Source organism: Umezawaea sp., assembly GCF_057122925.1.
In genome coordinates, this window is record NZ_DBNGPQ010000057.1 from 53,801 (window position 1) to 68,636 (window position 14,836).

General features: G+C 72.9%; 15 protein-coding genes. 10 read left to right on the forward strand and 5 right to left on the reverse strand.

Annotated elements, in window-relative coordinates:
• Nucleotides 1–62 precede the first annotated feature (62 nt).
• Nucleotides 63–2,165 (forward strand): M6 family metalloprotease domain-containing protein, encoded by a 2,103-nt coding sequence (locus tag AC156L_RS13255; protein ID WP_330879707.1) that lies wholly within the window; start codon nucleotides 63–65, stop codon nucleotides 2,163–2,165.
• Between the two features lie 144 nt (nucleotides 2,166–2,309).
• On the opposite strand, the gene AC156L_RS13260 is transcribed toward AC156L_RS13255, so the two are convergent.
• Together AC156L_RS13260 and AC156L_RS13265 are read right to left on the reverse strand one after the other, a co-directional pair.
• Nucleotides 2,310–3,026 carry an SDR family oxidoreductase gene (locus AC156L_RS13260; protein WP_330879706.1) on the reverse strand — a complete coding sequence of 239 codons (717 nt, stop codon included), beginning with the start codon at nucleotides 3,024–3,026 and terminating at the stop codon, nucleotides 2,310–2,312.
• Nucleotides 3,027–3,150: 124 nt separating this feature from the next.
• Complete coding sequence (locus AC156L_RS13265; protein WP_330879705.1) at nucleotides 3,151–3,969, reverse strand: nucleotidyl cyclase domain-containing protein; 819 nt, start codon at nucleotides 3,967–3,969, stop codon at nucleotides 3,151–3,153.
• Nucleotides 3,970–4,163: 194 nt separating this feature from the next.
• Between AC156L_RS13265 and AC156L_RS13270 the strand changes: the two genes are divergently transcribed.
• Entirely contained in the window at nucleotides 4,164–5,048 is an 885-nt protein-coding gene (locus AC156L_RS13270) for a Scr1 family TA system antitoxin-like transcriptional regulator (protein WP_330879704.1), read from the forward strand.
• Nucleotides 5,049–5,059: 11 nt separating this feature from the next.
• On the forward strand, nucleotides 5,060–5,254 hold the full coding sequence (locus AC156L_RS13275; RefSeq protein WP_330879756.1) for a DUF397 domain-containing protein: 195 nt from the start codon (nucleotides 5,060–5,062) through the stop codon (nucleotides 5,252–5,254).
• Nucleotides 5,255–5,311: 57 nt separating this feature from the next.
• Here AC156L_RS13275 and AC156L_RS13280 read toward each other — a convergent pair whose 3' ends face one another.
• Entirely contained in the window at nucleotides 5,312–5,743 is a 432-nt protein-coding gene (locus AC156L_RS13280) for a VOC family protein (protein WP_330879703.1), read from the reverse strand.
• Between the two features lie 93 nt (nucleotides 5,744–5,836).
• On the opposite strand from AC156L_RS13280, the gene AC156L_RS13285 reads away from it, so the two are divergent.
• Entirely contained in the window at nucleotides 5,837–6,505 is a 669-nt protein-coding gene (locus tag AC156L_RS13285; protein ID WP_330879702.1) for a GntR family transcriptional regulator, read from the forward strand.
• Nucleotides 6,506–6,635: 130 nt separating this feature from the next.
• Here AC156L_RS13285 and AC156L_RS13290 read toward each other — a convergent pair whose 3' ends face one another.
• Nucleotides 6,636–7,280, reverse strand: a complete 645-nt coding sequence (locus AC156L_RS13290; RefSeq protein WP_330879701.1) for a dihydrofolate reductase family protein — start codon at nucleotides 7,278–7,280, stop codon at nucleotides 6,636–6,638.
• A 110-nt stretch (nucleotides 7,281–7,390) separates the two neighbouring features.
• Here AC156L_RS13290 and AC156L_RS13295 point away from each other — a divergent pair, with 110 nt between their 5' ends.
• From AC156L_RS13295 to AC156L_RS13305, 3 genes are all read left to right on the forward strand, one after another.
• Nucleotides 7,391–8,629 (forward strand): FAD-dependent oxidoreductase, encoded by a 1,239-nt coding sequence (locus AC156L_RS13295; RefSeq protein ID WP_330879700.1) that lies wholly within the window; start codon nucleotides 7,391–7,393, stop codon nucleotides 8,627–8,629.
• On the forward strand, nucleotides 8,626–9,078 hold the full coding sequence (locus AC156L_RS13300) for a MarR family winged helix-turn-helix transcriptional regulator (RefSeq protein ID WP_330879699.1): 453 nt from the start codon (nucleotides 8,626–8,628) through the stop codon (nucleotides 9,076–9,078). The genes AC156L_RS13295 and AC156L_RS13300 overlap by 4 nt, the downstream gene beginning before the upstream one ends.
• A 166-nt stretch (nucleotides 9,079–9,244) precedes the next feature.
• A complete protein-coding gene (locus AC156L_RS13305) occupies nucleotides 9,245–10,462 on the forward strand; it encodes a PP2C family protein-serine/threonine phosphatase (RefSeq protein ID WP_330879698.1) in 1,218 nt (405 codons plus the stop codon).
• A gap of 12 nt (nucleotides 10,463–10,474) precedes the next feature.
• On the opposite strand, the gene AC156L_RS13310 is transcribed toward AC156L_RS13305, so the two are convergent.
• On the reverse strand, nucleotides 10,475–11,377 hold the full coding sequence (locus AC156L_RS13310; protein ID WP_330879697.1) for a LysR family transcriptional regulator: 903 nt from the start codon (nucleotides 11,375–11,377) through the stop codon (nucleotides 10,475–10,477).
• A gap of 164 nt (nucleotides 11,378–11,541) precedes the next feature.
• Here AC156L_RS13310 and AC156L_RS13315 point away from each other — a divergent pair, with 164 nt between their 5' ends.
• Genes AC156L_RS13315 through AC156L_RS13325 form a run of 3 tightly spaced genes read left to right on the forward strand, consistent with a single transcriptional unit; the run spans nucleotide 11,542 to nucleotide 14,833 of the window.
• Nucleotides 11,542–12,660 (forward strand): FAD-dependent oxidoreductase, encoded by a 1,119-nt coding sequence (locus AC156L_RS13315; RefSeq protein ID WP_330879696.1) that lies wholly within the window; start codon nucleotides 11,542–11,544, stop codon nucleotides 12,658–12,660.
• Nucleotides 12,657–14,375, forward strand: coding sequence for a CocE/NonD family hydrolase (locus AC156L_RS13320; protein WP_330879695.1), 1,719 nt, complete (start codon nucleotides 12,657–12,659; stop codon nucleotides 14,373–14,375). The genes AC156L_RS13315 and AC156L_RS13320 overlap by 4 nt, the downstream gene beginning before the upstream one ends.
• Nucleotides 14,372–14,833 (forward strand): nuclear transport factor 2 family protein, encoded by a 462-nt coding sequence (locus tag AC156L_RS13325; protein ID WP_330879694.1) that lies wholly within the window; start codon nucleotides 14,372–14,374, stop codon nucleotides 14,831–14,833. Before AC156L_RS13320 ends, AC156L_RS13325 begins: the two co-directional genes overlap by 4 nt.
• Nucleotides 14,834–14,836: the final 3 nt, after the last annotated feature.

Here is a 14,836-nt window from a genome sequence, read left to right on the forward strand (position 1 = left end):
CCGCGCGACCTCACCGGGGGAGGAGTCGTCGATAGCGTGGGCGGACCTACCACGGAGGTGGCATGGACCACACACGTGTCCGGCGACGCCCCGCCCTGCTGATCACCGCGCTGCTCTCGGTCGCCGCGCTCACCGCGGGCACCACCGGCGTGACCGCCGCTCCCCTCGACGAGCCCCCGCACCACTGGCAGTTCGACCACTGGCCGCGGCAGCAGCCGTGGCAGGAGCCCCGCGACTCCGCCCGCGCGGCGGCGGCGGCCGGGTTCCCCGGCCCGGTCGACCCGCAGAACTGGGTCAACCCCGACCACATGACGTGGGAACGGGACTACCGGGCGATCCCCGGCACCACCTGGGCCGACCCGTCGGTCAGGGGATCGGTGCGCGACTTCAGGGGCGCGCTGGTCCTGCTCGACTACCCGAACCAGCCGTTCGTCGTGACGCAGCCGAAGAACTCGACGGTGTTCGGCAACCCCAGCGCGGAGGCGAGCGGTGTCCCGCGCGACCAGGTCGCCCGGTTCTACCAGGACTTCCTGAACCAGCCGAACGCCCTCAACCGCGGCCACACCGTGCACGAGTACTGGATGGAGGACTCCGGCGGGCGCTACGGCGTCGACCTGACGGCGTTCGGCCCGTACACGATGCCGGGCAAGGACCACGAGTACGCCATGGAGTTCCAGGGCGGCACCGCCTGCCCCGCGGGCGACACGTGCAACCGCGACATCCGCACCGACGGCCGGGCCGCGTGGATCGCCGACGTCGGGGCGGAGGTGCCGAAGGGGTACGACTTCGTGTACTTCCTGTCCGCGGGCCAGGACGAGTCCGGGACGTGGCAGGAGTTCGGGATGATGAAGTTCCCGACGAAGGAGGCCGTGACCGACGAGTTCGGCCCGCCCGACCCGGCCCTGCCGAACTGGTCGCGCACCCGCTACGTCGACTGGACGTCGTGGGCCGCGGGCTCCAGCATCTGGCCCAACGCGGGCGGTGGTTCGTCCACGCAGGCGGAGAGCTCCGGCCAGGGCGTGTACGCGCACGAGCTGAGCCACCTGCTCGGCATCGGCGACAACTACAACAACCCGTACGGCACCCCGCCGCGCCGCGACTACAACGGCATCTGGGACATGCTGTCGCGCGGGTCGTTCAACGGTCCCGGCGGTCCGCACTCGCGCTGGGTCGTCCCGGCGACGGCGGGCGGGTCGATGGGCGCGCAGCACATGCTGCGCAACAAGATGAAGCTCGGCATCGTCGACGAGCGCAACGTGCTGCGGCTGTCCAGGGAGGCGCTGGCCGAGTCCGGGCCGGTCGTCGCGAAGGTCACCGCCCGCACGGTCCAGCCGGGGCCGACCGGGTTGTCGGGGATCAACGTCGTGCTCGGCACCGGTGACCTGGCTCCGCCCTGCGACGTCCGGACCGACCCGTTCTGCGACGGCCGCGGGTACCAGAACTACACCGTCGAGGTCGTGGACCGGATGGGCGTGGACTCGTTCACGCCGGACGCGGGCGTGCTGCTGGCCAAGACCAAGAACGCCGACCAGGCGCCGTTCGCGTGGGTGGTCGACGCCAACCCGCAGGACATCGGCATGACCGACTACGTCCTGCCGGACGGGACGCGGGTGCCCATCACGGTCGGCGACTACCGGCAGCTGGCGGACGCGCTGTTCCACGCGGGCACGAACTCGGGCAGCGAGCACGAGTACGTCGACCAGGCCAACCGGCTGCACTTCTACGTGCTGGACGTCGAACGCGACGGCCGGGGCGTCCTGTCCTACACGGTGGCCGTCCGGTCGCTGGACGGCGCGGGCCCGCAGCAGCGCGGCGCACGGGTCCTGCCCGCCGCCGCCCGTGCGAGCACGGACGGCGTGGCGACGTGCCGCTTCCCGCTGCTCAACACCGGCCGCACCGCCGCCCCGGCCGGGGAGCACCCGGAGCCCGTCGCCCAGTACCTCGACGGCGACGTGTACCGGGTGTCGGCGAGGGCGGAGGGCCGCGGCTGGTCCGTGTCGGTGCCCAACACCCTCGCGACGGCGAAGTTCGGCGGGCGGGTGGAGGTGCCGGTGCACGCGAAGCGGGACGGCGGTGCGCTCATGTCGAAGGTGACCCTCACGGCCACGTCGGAGAGCGACCCGACCAAGGTCGCGACCGCCTCCTGCACGGTGGTGGGGAGGTAGCCCGGTCCACGACGGACGTCGGCGCGACCCGCGTGGTCGCGCCGACGCCCCGCCGTCAGCCGGAGGTGAGCGGACCTCGCCCTCGACGTCTCCCGGCAGCGCGTGGGCACCAGGGCCAGTGGGACGCGGTCCCGGCCGCGCGGGTCACCAGGGGACGGCACCCGCGTCGTCGAAGAAGCCGCCGCGAGGTCCGTCGTCCGGCAGCGTGGCGAGCCGGATCGCGATGGCGGCCCCCTGCTCCGGCGTTCGCGGCGCGGCGAAACCGGTGAAGTCGGTCGCGACGTAGCCGGGGCAGGCGGCGTTCACGATGACGTTCGTGCCGGCGAGAGCACGGGCGTACTGCGCCGTGACGCTGTTGAGCATCGTCTTCGACGGCGCGTACGCCGCCATGACCGGACCGGTGCGGAGCACGAGCGAGCCCATGGTGCTGGACATGTTGACGATGCGCGGCGACCTCGCGCGGCGGAGCAGCGGGAGCATCGCGTTCGTCACCCGCACGGCCCCGAACACGTTGGTGTCGAGGACCGTGCGGACGACGTCGAGGTCCAGCGTCGTCGGGTCCTGCGCACCCTCGTCGACCCGGCCCGCGATACCGGCGTTGTTGACGAGCACGTCGAGCCGCCCCGCCACCTGCTCGACGACCTTCGCCGCCGCGGCGACGCTCTCGTCGGAGGTGACGTCGAGCGCGACCCCGACCGCGTCGACGCCCTCGGCGCGCAGGCGCTCGACGGCCGCCTCCCTCCTGCCCTCGTCCCGCGCTCCCACCGCGACCGCGAAGCCGACCGCCCCGAGCCCGCGGGCGATGGCGAGACCGATTCCCTTGTTGGCGCCGGTGACCAGCGCGATCCTCTTGTCGTTCACCCGACCGATCGTCGGCTCGCCGGGCACGGGTGTCCAAGACTGATCGAGTGCGACGTGATACCCGGCGGGTATCAGCCACGCCCCGCCGTCGCCGAGGAGCCGACCTTCGGACGCGCGGCCGCGGTCACACCCGGCGGGGCGACCTGACCAGTCGGATCCACGCTCGTGCCGTGGTTTCCTTGTTCGCGACCTCTGCCTGCCGGTACGACCTGGAACAGCTGCCTTCGCTGTGCCGGACCACCTCCTCGAAGAACCAGGCCGAGCTGATGATCGCGAGGACCGCGGAGGACTCGGTCAGCGCGCTCTTGAGCACGTCGGCGTCGACGAGCCGGAACGTGTGGGTTATCGACGAGCCCGTCACACCGTGCTGGTCGTAGTTGACTTCCCCCGCGTGCAGGGCGAGCTTGAGGCGAATCCGCTCCGCGGGGGGATGGCTCTTGTTGTGCCGGGTCAACTCGTCGACGAGGACGATCGGCAGGTCGTCGACGAACAGGGCCTTGGACACCTCGGCGGAGGCGAGGACGAGCACGCCGTCTCCCCGGTCCTCCCGCCGGCAGGAGTGCCACGGGATGCCGACGGCCTCGAACGCCTGCTGCATCGCCCGGTACATGCCGTGCCGGATCCGCACCTGATTGGTGTTGTTCCGGCTGTGCCGACCGAATCCCTCGATGTCCGCGGCGATGATCGTGCGGTGCACCGTGGTCAGGGTGATGGCGTCCGGATCCGCGGCGTCGGTTCGACGCTTGCCGCGCTGCGCGGTGGCGGGCTTCGTGCTTTGCCCGTTCGTCGAACGTGAGGGCTGCGGTAATCCTTTTTGGTGAACTCTTCTGTTCGGGTCGCGCGGTTTCGGTACGGGATTGAGCCCCTTCCAGTTCGCGGTCGACACCATCGTTCCTCCCCGGTGGCATGCAGGTCTTGCCCTTGCCAGGCGGCGAGCCAGCAACCGGGTTCCAACGGACGGCGAACTGTGACGCGGGCTGCGGGGTTCGATTCAAGACCAGGTTTCAGAGCAGCACGCGTTCCGTTGACTGGCTAGTCACGTGTTAACCGAAGGGTACCCTGTACCACTACAGCTACGGTTCAACCGTTTGGTTACAGTAACCGTGCACGTGCAGGTTCTTGTGCTTTTCCGGGGTAGTGGCCGTGGAAGGGGAAGTCGTGGCGTTGCCGATGTCACCCGTGGTCGCGGCGTGGGAACTCGCTCTCCGGCTGCGCCAGCGGCGTGACCACATGGGCGTCGAGGTCAAGACCATCACGCAAGCGCTGGGCTTCTCCCGCAACTACTGGTCCGCGGTGGAGAACGAGCGCAAGATCCTGTCCGAGGAGAGCTTGATCAAGCTCCTGGAGTTGTTCGAGTTCGACCAGGAAGAGCGGAACGAACTCCTCGAACTCCGCAGGTTCGCCAAGGAGCACGGTTGGTGGACGCGCTACGCGGCGCTGCTCGACGGCGAACTCCAGCGCTTGATGGGTTTGGAGTACGGGGCGCAGAGCGTTCGCGACTACGAAAGCCTCCTGGTCCCCGGCCTGCTCCAAACGGCGGACTACGCCAGGGCGATCATGACCCCCGACGTCACCATGCGCCAGGTCGAGGTCGACCAGCGGGTCGAGGTCCGCCTGCGGAGGCAGAGCCGGCTCACCGATGACGATCCTCTGCAGATGACGGCCATCATCAGCGAAGCGGTGTTGCGGCAGGAACTCGGCGGCCCCGCCGTGCTGAAGCGGCAGCTGGCTCACATCGTGAACATGGTCGAGGAGCACCCGGACACCATCGAGGTGCGGGTGCTCCCGTTCACGGTCACGGCGTGCGGGCTGTTCGGCGCCGCGACCGTTCACCTGATCGATTTCGAGAGTCCCAGGCTGCCGACCGTCTTCTGGCAGGAAACGGTCACGACCTGGGGTGTTGTCGATGATCCCGTGCAGGTGCGGGACATCGTCATGACGTACCGGGAGGCGCTCGGGCGTGCTCTCAGTACCAGTGATTCCGTGAAGATGATCCACCGGCGCATCAAGGAGATTAGTTGACCAGCAAGGTAGTGCCACCGTCGCCGCGTGACCAGGGTGGGTGGTTCACGAGCAGCTACTCCAACGCCGGAGGGAGCTGCGTCGAAGTCAGGTTCTCCCAGCGCGCTGTGTCGGTGCGTGACAGCAAGGCTCGCGATGACCGTCACTCGGTCATCCAGGTCTCAGCGGCCGGGTGGAGTTCTTTCCTGAACTTCGTCGTCGACTGATCACCCCCCGGCTCGGCGCGGGTCGCGATCCGCGCCGAGCCGGGGGAGCGCGGGCCGTCAGGCGGCGAACACCTGCGAGTCGTCGGCGAAGGCCTTGAACTCCAGGGCGTTGCCCGCCGGGTCGAGCAGGAACATGGTCCACTGCTCGCCGGTCTGCCCCTCGAAGCGGACGTACGGCTCGATGACGAACCGGGTGCCCGCCGCGCGCAGCCGGTCGGCGAGCGCCTGGAACGCCGGGACCGTCAGGACCAGGCCGAAGTGCGGCACCGGGACGTCGTGGCCGTCGACCGGGTTGTGGAACTGCGGCGTGCGACCGGCCGCCAGGTGCGTGACGAACTGGTGGCCGTGCAGGTTCCAGTCCACCCAGGTGTCCGCGCTGCGGCCCTGTTCCAGACCGAGCACCTCGCCGTAGAAGCGGCGGGCGGCGGCCAGGTCGTCGACCGGCACGGCCAGGTGGAACCTCGGGATCGGCGAATCGAGAACGGTCATGGCTCGGACCCTCCTGGGTGGTCATCAGGCAATGTCAACATTCCTACAACAGAGGCAATGTTAACATGACGACAACCAGTGGAGGGTGGTGTCATGGACGACCGGGGCAGGGTGGCCCCCGCCCGTCGGCGGGGCTTGGCCGAGGAGGTCGCGGACCGCATCCGGGAGGCGGTCTTCAGCGGCGCCTACGCGCCGGGCGCGCAGCTGCGGGAGGTGGAGCTGTCCGAGGCGCTGGAGGTCAGCCGGGGTCCGGTGCGCGAAGCGCTGCTGCACCTGGAGCGCGAGGGCCTGGTCCGCAGCGCGTGGCACCGCGGCGCCACGGTCACGACGCTGTCACCCGAGGACGTCGCCGAACTCGTCAGCCTGCGCGGCGCGCTGGAAGGGCTTGCCGTGCGGGAGGTGGTCGCCCACGCCTCGGACGAGGACATCGCGGCCTTGGAGAAGGCGGCCGACCTGATGGAGCGCGCCACGGACGTGCACGAGATGGTGCGCTCCGACATCGACTTCCACGACGCCGTGTTCGCCGCCGCCCGCCACCGGCGCCTGTACGAGGCGTGGAGCGGCATCCGCCGCCAGGTGCACCTGTTCCTGCTGATCAGGATCGGCCGCAGCACGGAGGGCTACCTCACCCGCATCCCCAGCGAGCACCGCGAACTCGTCGCCGCCCTGCGGGCACGTGACGCCGAGACCGCTCTCGACCTGTTCGCCGCGCACCGCCGCCTCGCCGTCGACGTCATCGCGGGCACCCCCGACCCCGACTGACCCGCTGGAGCGCTGCCCGCCCGCGTGCGGGAGGTCGCCACCCCCACCACCGGTTCGCGGCACGCGGCGGCGCGTCCCCACCGCCCGCACCGGACTCGACGCGCGGTGGACGTGCCCCGCGTCCACCGCGTCAGCCCGCGCTCCCGACACCGCGGCCGGGGGCGCTCATGTCGCCCGTTCGCGGAGTGCCGTCGGCGAGCCCGTAGTGCAGGTGGACGGCGCCCTTCGGACCGGCCGTAGGCGGTGCGAGGAGCGTGAGGTTCGTGGGCACCTCGCCACCGTCGAACACCTTCTTGCCGACACCGAGGACGACCGGGTGCACCCAGAGGTCGAGGCGGTCGAAGAGCTTCTCGCGCAGGAGCGTCCGCACCAGGTCCAGGCTGCCGACGACCTTCACGTGCTCGTGCCGGTCGCGGATCCCGCGCACCGCGCCCGCCAGGTCGGGGCCGAGCGCGGTGGACCCGGCCCACGGCAGGTCGGGCGTGCCGCGGGTGGCGACGTACTTCGGGACGGCGTTGAAGAGCCTGGCGATCCCGTCGTCCTCGCCGCCCTCCTGGTGCGGCCAGTGGGCGGCGAAGATGTCGTACGTCCGCCTGCCGAGCAGCAGCGCGTCCGTGCCCTCGTAGGCGGCGGTGATCCGAGCCCCGGTGGCCTCGTCCAGCAGGGGCGCCTGCCAGCCGCCGAACGGGAACCCCGCCGGGTCCTCGTCGGGGCCGCCGGGCGCCTGCCCGACGAGGTCGAGGGTCGTGAACAGTGCGATGTGGATGAGGCCCATGTCCGAACTCCCGGATGAGGTGCGGTGTGCCGAACGGGGGGTAGACCCGCGGGAGCCCGTGAACTCATCGCGACCCCTAGTATCAGGTGACTGATGGTGGGGGAGGCGTCGTGCGGGTGGTCGTGGTGGGCGCGGGGATCGGCGGGCTCGCGTGTGCGCAGGGGTTGGTGCGCGGCGGGTTCGACGTGGTGGTGGTGGAGCGCGACTCCGACCTGGCGCGGACGGCCGGGTACAAGCTGCACCTGGGGCCGCCCGCGGTGGCGGCGCTGCGCGCCCTGCTGCCCGCCGACCTGGTCGAGGTGCTGCACGCCTCGGCGGTCGGGACGCGCGGGTTCAGCCTCGCCGTGCGCGACCACCGGGGCCGGGTGCTCGTGCGGGTGGTGGAACCGTCGGCCGAGCTGTCCCTCGACGTCGACCGGGTGACGCTGCGGGCCGTGCTGGCCGAAGGGCTCGGCGACCGCCTGCGGCTCGGCACGACCTGCGGCGGCTGGCGCCGCGAGGGCGACACCGTCGTGGCCGAGCTCGACGACGGGCGGGAGGAGGCGGGCGACCTCCTGGTCATCGCCGACGGGGCCGGTTCCGCACTGGCCGAGCGGCTGGCGGGCCTGCCGACCTCGGTGCCCTCGGGGTTGGTCGGCGTGGCCGGGCGCGTCCACTGGGACGCGGTGCCGGGCGCCGCCCGCGCGCTCCTGGCCGAGCCGCTGCTCGCCGTGGGACCCGGTGGCACCGGGCTGTTCGCGACCGCGCACGACCCGGCGGGCGGGGCGGCGGTGCGTTCGGAGCGGAGCCTGACGGCCACCGCGGGCGCGTCGGCGATCTGGGGCCTCGTCGCCGTCGAGGACGCCCTCCCGCCGCGCCCGCCCCCGGCGCACGAGGACCTGGTGGACCTGGTCGTCGGGCTGCTCGGCCGCGAGCGGTGGGCGACCCCGCTGGTGGACCTGGTCCGGGCGGACGGCCCGCGGACGGCCGCGGCCTTCCGGCTGCGCGCGTCCGACCCGGACCACCTCGCGCCGTGGCCGTCGAGCCGGGTCACGGCACTGGGTGACGCGGTCCACGCGATGCCGCCGACCGGGGGCAAGGGGGCCGCCACCGCGATCCTCGACGCCGAGGCGCTGGTGGACCGGCTGCGCGGCGCGCGGCGGGGAGAGGTCACCGCGGTCATGGCCGTCAGCGACTACGAGACCGCCCTGCGCCGCCACGCCGCTCCGGCCGTCCGGGAATCCCTCCAGCCGCTGAGCTGGATCCGGGCCACCGCGACCCCGCAGGGCGCGCTGCTCGCCCGAGGTGTCCTGCCGGTGGTCGCCGCGGGCTCCGCCGCCGTCCGCGCGCTGGCGGGGAGGCGCCGGTGAACCCGGCCACCGGTCCGGACGGGTCCCCGGAGGAGGACGCGCTCGTGCTGTGGGAGCTGGTCCAGACGGCCCACCTGGCCGACAGGGAGTTCCGCGCACTCTTCGCCACCGAGGGGCTCACGTCGACCCAGTTCGGCGTGCTGGCCTGCCTCGCCGACGGCGACGACTTCACGAAGGCCGAGCTGGCGCGAGCTCTTATGGTCCGGCCGCAGAGCATGGACCCCCTCATCGAGGCGCTGCTGGCCGCCGGGCTGGTCGAGCGGGACGGGCCGGCGCGCCGAGGTCGGGCCGCCGGGATCGGCATCACCGCCGCGGGCGTCGAGAAGCTCGCCCGCGTCCGCCCGGCCGTCGGCGAGCTCAACCGGCCGGACCGGCTCGGTGTCGAGCCGGACCAGGTGCCCCTGCTGGTCGCCCAGCTCCGCGCGATCCGCGCCAGGCTCGGAGGGTGACCGCCCGCTCGTCGGGGTCGCGCGCGCCGCACCGGGACGATCCGGTGCCGCCTGCTGGTTCGTCCGCGGCCAAGATCCTCCGCGGCACGGTCGGGCGTGCGTCGCACCGCCTCCTCCTCGTAGTGTTCACGTCGTGTGCGCGGTCGGTGCGGGACGAGGTTGGTAGATGAGCGACGCTCGGGGTTCGGGGCTGAGGCTTCGCGTGTTGGAGGCGGTCACGGACAGCACGCTGCGGGAACTCGACCTGGAGAAGCTGTTCGAGGCCCTGCTGCGGCGGGTGCACGAGTTGTTCGCCGTCGACACCGCCACCGTCCTGCTGGTCGACGCGAGCGGCAGGCAGTTGGTCGCCAAGGCGACCATCGGGCTGGAGGAGGAGGTCTTCCAGGGCGTCCGCATCCCCGTGGGCACCGGTTTCGCAGGCCGCGTGGCCCGCTTCCGGGAGCCGGTGCGGCTCGACCACGTGGACCGGTCGACGGTGGTCAACCCCCTGCTGTGGGAACGGGGCCTGAAGTCACTGGTCGGTGTGCCGATGGTGGCCCAGGGCGATCTGACCGGGGTGCTGCACGTCGGCACCACGACGGCCCGCCGGTTCACCGACGAGGAGGTCGACCTGCTCCGTTTCGTGGGCGACCGGCTCGCGACGGCGGCGCACGCGCACCGGTCGCGCTCCGCGCGGGCCGCCGCCGCCGTGCTCCAGGACAGCCTGCTGCCGGCGAGCCTGCCCACCAGCGACGACTGGGAACTCGCCGCCCGCTACGTCCCCGGCACCGACAGCGGTGTCGGCGGCGACTGGTACGACGTGTTCCACCTCCCCGGTGACCGGATCGGGCTCGTGATCGGCGACGTGGTCGGCAAGGGGCTGCCCGCCGCGATCGTCATGGGCCGACTGCGCAGCGCCCTGCGGGCCTACGCGCTGGAGTTCGCCGACCCCGCCGAGGTGCTGGGCAAGCTCGACCGCAAGGCCAGCCACTTCGAGAGCCAGACCATGGCCACGATCGCCTACGCGGTCGTCGACACCACGACCGGGGCCATGAGCGTCGCCCTGGCGGGGCACCTGCCGCCGGTGCTGGCCGTGCCGGGGCGGGAGACCGCGTTCGTCGACGCCCCGGTCGGCCCGCCCATCGGCTACCACCTCGCCGTCACCGGTCGGCGCGGCGCGCGGGTCGACCTGCCGCCCGGAACGCTGGTCGCCCTCTACACCGACGGACTCGTGGAGCGCCGCGACGAGGACCTGGACGGCAGGCTGGAGCTGCTGCGCCGGACCGTCCTCCCCGCGTCCGCCGAGAGCGCGTGCACCCGGATCATGGCCGCGCTGGTCGGCGACCGGCCCGCGACCGACGACATCGCCCTGCTCACCGTCCGGCACGGCCTGCGCGACCACTGACCGCGCCGGTCGTCAGGCCCGCCCGGCGAACACGTCGCGGACCCGGTCGCGGAGCCAGCGGTGGGGCCGGTCGCGGTCGTTGCGCGGGTGCCAGGCCATGCCGAGCGCCAGCGGCGGGAACGGGAACGGCAGGTCGAACGCCCGGAGGCCGAGCACGTCCAGCGTGCCGCGCCCGGTCGTGGCCGGGACGAGGCACACGACGTCGGTCTCCCGCGCGAGGAACAGCGAGGCCGCGTACGTCGGGACCACGGCGGTGACCCGCCGGTGCAGGCCGAGGTCGGCGAGCACCTCGTCGATCGGCCCGCGCGGACGTCCGCGGCGCGACACCGCGACGTGGTCGGCCGCGGCGAACGCGCGCGCGGTGACGGTGCGGGCGGACGCGAGGGGGTGCCCCGCCCGGACCACGCCGACGAGCGACTCGGTGAGCAGGGTCTCGCCGCGGATCTCGGGGTCGGCGCGGCCCAGGACGCCGACCTCCAGGTCGACCAGGCCCTCCCGCAGCGCGGGGGTGTCCTCCAGGGTGTCGGGGCGGAACCGCAGCGTGATCCCCGGAGCCTGCGCGCGCACGTCGTCGACCAGCCGCGCCATCACCGTCGTGGCGAACATGTCGGAGACCTGGAGGTCGAACGTCCGCACGATGGAGGCCGGGTCCGCGGCGGGTGCCGGGGCGAACAGCGCCCTGGCCCGTTCGGTGACGGCCCGCACCTCGCCGCGCAGCTCCAGCGCGCGCGGCGTCGGCACGAGGTCGCGGCCCGCCCGGACGAGCAGCGGGTCGTCGAGGATCCGCCGGAGCCTGGCCAGCGTCCGGCTCATCGTGGGGGCCGAGGTGTGCAGGCGTTCGGCGGCGGCCGTGACGCTGCTCTCGGTCAGCAGGGCGTCGAGCGCCACGACGAGGTTCATGTCCAGGGATTCCATTCCCCGATTATCACACGTGAAATAACATGATGTCGATATTGCACTGGTGATAGGCCACATTTTCTCCTAATGTCGAAATCAGATCCGACACCTCAGGAGGAAATTCCCATGCACAACTGCCGTTCTATTCACGGTGCCGATTTCCGCAGAGGGGGGAACCGCTGATGCGGGCGGTCGTGGTGGGCGCCGGGATCATCGGCCTGACCACCGGGCTGGCGCTGCGCGACGCCGGGTTCGAGGTCCTGGTCTGCGAGAGGGCGCCCGAGATCAGGGCCGCCGGGGCGTCGCTGGGCGTGTGGCGGAACGCGCTCGCGGTCTACGACCGCCTCGGGGTCGGTGACCGGATCGCCGCCATCGGCAAGCCGAGCGAGATGTGGTTCCACGACCCGACGGGTCGGCGCATCGAGACGCCCGGTTTCTCCGAGGCCGACCACCGCTACCTGCTGGTGCACCGCGCGAAGCTGAACGACCTGCTGGCCGACGCCGTGGGGCGCGACAACATCCGGTTGGGCGCGCGGTTCACCGGCTACGACGAGGGGCCGGACGGCGTCGTGGCGCACTTCGCCGACGGCAGCGCCGAACAGGCCGATCTCCTCGTCGGCGCCGACGGCACCTACTCGGTGGTGCGGTCGCAGCTCGTTCCCGGTGGCGAGGCCCGCGAGCACGTCGGCCACCACGCCTGGCGCGCGGTGGTCCCGGCGGGGGAGGCGCCGCTGGACTCGGACGTGCTGGTCGTCGGCCACCGCCGGGCACGGGGTGGCTACGCGCGCACCCACGACGGCGGCGCCTTCTGGCTGCTGGCGCAGTTCGACACTCCCGCGATGACCGGAACCGTGAAGGACCAGTGCCTGGAGGTCGCCCGGAACCTCGACGACGGCGGCTGGAACTCCACGCTGGCCCGGCTGATCGAGTCCACTCCGGACGACCGCATCCTGCACAACCAGGTCATGGTGGTGCCCCCGCCGCGGCGGTGGGTCTCGGCGCGGGTCGCGCTGGCGGGCGACGCCGCCCACGCCATGTCGCCGCACATCACCGCGGGCGCGACGCTCGGCGTCGAGGACGCCGCCGTCCTGGCCGGCCGCCTGACCGCCCACGGGGACGTGCCGACCGCGCTCGCCGACTACGAGGCCGAGCGCGTCCCGCACTACCGGGAGGTCGCACGCCTGTCCGCGGCCGTGGAGCACTCCGCGACACCGGACGAGTTCGCCGCGGCCTACGTCGGGTTCAGCCACTGGATGATGACGCGCGAGCGCTCCGCGTCCGGGGTGGGGGCTCGGCGGTGATCGTGACGATGGACGACGACGTGGCCGTGCCGATGCGCGACGGCGTGCGGCTCGCCACCACCGTCTGGCGGCCCGCGGGCACCGGCGCGTTCCCCGCGCTCCTGGTGCGGACGCCCTACGGCAAGGACGGCATCGGCCTGTACGGCAACTCCAAGGCGCCCGACGTGCTGGCGCTGCTCCGGGCCGGCTACGCGGTGGTGGCCCAGGACGTGCGCGGCACGTCCCGCTCGCCGGGCGTGCTCGTCCCGCACGCGGCGGAGGCGGACGACGGCGCCGACACGATCGCCTGGCTGGCGGCGCAACCGTGGTGCGACGGCAGGATCGGCACCTGGGGAGGCTCCTACCAGGGCATGGCCCAGTGGCACGCCGCCGCGGCGGCACCCCCGGCCCTGCTGGCGATGGCGCCGCTGATGGCGTCGGCCGACCCGTACCGGGCGCCGTGGTACTCGCCCGGCGGAGCCCTGTGCCTGGACACGTTCGTCACGTGGGCGAGCCGGGTCGCGCTCGCGGCGGTGCGCCGCGCCTCGCCCGCCGACGAGGGGACGGCCGCGAGGCTGACGAGCGCGCCGCTCGACCGGCTGCCCGTCGCCGACCGGCCCGACCTGCGCGACCACCTGCCGTGGGCCGCCGACGTGCTCGACCACCCGTCGCGCGACGAGTGGTGGCGGGCCGGGACGCCGGCCGAGCACTTCGGCGCGATCACCGCGCCCGCGCTCAACGTCGGCGGCTGGTACGACCCGTTCCTGGCCGGGACGATCGACTCCTACGTCGGGATGCGGCTCCACGGCGGCAGCCCTGACGCCCGTGACGGCCAGCGGCTGGTCATCGGGCCGTGGGGGCACGCCGACGGCGCGGACCTCGGCGAGTTCCCCGACCGGTCGTTCGGCCGCGAGGGCGGCGTCCAGGCCGCGGACCTGACCGAGGCGCACCTGCGGTTCTTCGACCGGTGGGTGCGAGGCAGGCGCGACGCCCTCGACGACGCCGCACCCGTGCGGATCTTCGTGATGGGGATCGACCGCTGGCGGGACGAGGCCGACTGGCCGCTGCCGGGCACGCGCCACGTCGACTACTTCCTGACGAGCGGCGGGCGGGCGGGCACCACCGGCACGGACGGCGCGCTGCTCACCACCGTGCCGGAGGACGACGGCCGCGACTCGGTCGTGCACGACCCGCTCGACCCCGTGCCGACCCTCGGCGGTCCGGTGATCCCCGGACCCGGCGCCTGGGCGGGCCCGGCCGACCAGCGCCCCGTGCGCGACCGGCCCGACGTGCTCTGCTTCACCACACCCGCGCTCGACGCGGCCGTCGAGGTCACCGGTCACGTTCGGCTCGTGCTGCACGTGTCGTCGTCGGCCGTGGACACCGACCTCACCGGCAAGCTGGTCGACGTCCACCCCGACGGGCGGGCGATCCTGCTGTGCGAGGGGATCTCGCGGGCGCGGTACCGGTCCGGCCTGGACGAACCCGCGCCGCTGCGGCCGGACGAACTCGTCGAGCTGGTGGTCGACCTGAGCGCCACGTCGAACGTGTTCCTGCCCGGCCACCGGATCGGGCTGGAGGTGGCGAGCAGCAACTTCCCCCGCTACGACCGCAACACCGGCACCGGCCGCGCCGTCGCGTTCGACGGGGAGGACGACGTGGTGGTGGCGGTGAACACCGTCCACCACGGACCGTCGAGGCCGAGCCGCCTCGTGCTCCCGGTGGTGGACCGGTGAGCCCGGTCGAGGACCGGGTGGCCGTGGCGGACGTCGTCGCCCGCCTGGCCCACGCGCAGGACGACCGGGACTGGGCCGCGCTGCGGGAGCTGTTCGCCGACCGGGTGCGCCTGGACCTGTCCGGGCAGTCCGGTGCCGCACCGGTCGACCTCACGGCCGGGGAACTGGTCGCCGAGGCCCGCTCGGTGCTGGAGGGCTTCGACTGCGTGCACCACGCGCCCTCCGTCCCGCTCGTCGAGGTCGACGGGGAGCGGGCCACCTGCCGGGTGCACGTCGTGGCCTACCACCACGTTCCGACCGACGGCGTCGACTTCTGCACCATGCGCGGCCGGTGGGAGCTGGGACTGCGTCGCGACCGCGACCGCTGGCTCGTGCACCGGTGGGCCGTCGTGCGCACCGCCCCCTGGGAGGGCTCACCCGACGTGTACCGCGTCGCCGCCGCCCGCAGGACCACGTGAGGA